Origin of the sequence: Solirhodobacter olei, assembly GCF_004010155.1 — a bacterium.
Classification (GTDB): Bacteria; Pseudomonadota; Alphaproteobacteria; order Rhodobacterales; family Rhodobacteraceae; genus Solirhodobacter; species Solirhodobacter olei.
This window is the reverse complement of the sequence record NZ_RRYH01000117.1, coordinates 1-338: the sequence shown is the minus strand read 5'-3', so window position 1 is coordinate 338 and position 338 is coordinate 1. Positions and strand designations below refer to the sequence as shown.

General features: G+C 61.5%; 1 protein-coding gene. It reads left to right on the top strand.

The window, feature by feature from the left end:
• Positions 1 to 338 (top strand): NAD(P)(+) transhydrogenase (Re/Si-specific) subunit beta (locus EIP85_RS22685; protein WP_164871882.1); only part of this gene is annotated, 338 nt, incomplete at both ends.

Here is a 338-nt window from a genome sequence, read left to right as displayed (position 1 = left end):
CTGCCGGGGCACATGAACGTGCTTCTGGCCGAGGCCAAGGTGCCCTACGACATCGTGCTGGAGATGGAGGAGATCAACGACGATTTCCCGAATACCGACGTCTCCATCGTCATCGGCTCCAACGACATCGTGAACCCGGCGGCGGAGGAGGATCCGAATTCCCCCATCGCCGGGATGCCGGTGCTGGAGGTCTGGAAGGCCAAGCAGGTGATCGTGATGAAACGCGGCCAGGGCACCGGCTATTCCGGCATCGAGAACCCGCTGTTCTACAAGGAGAACTGCCGGATGTTCTACGGCGACGCCAAGGCCAGCCTGAACGCGCTTCTGCCGAAGATCGA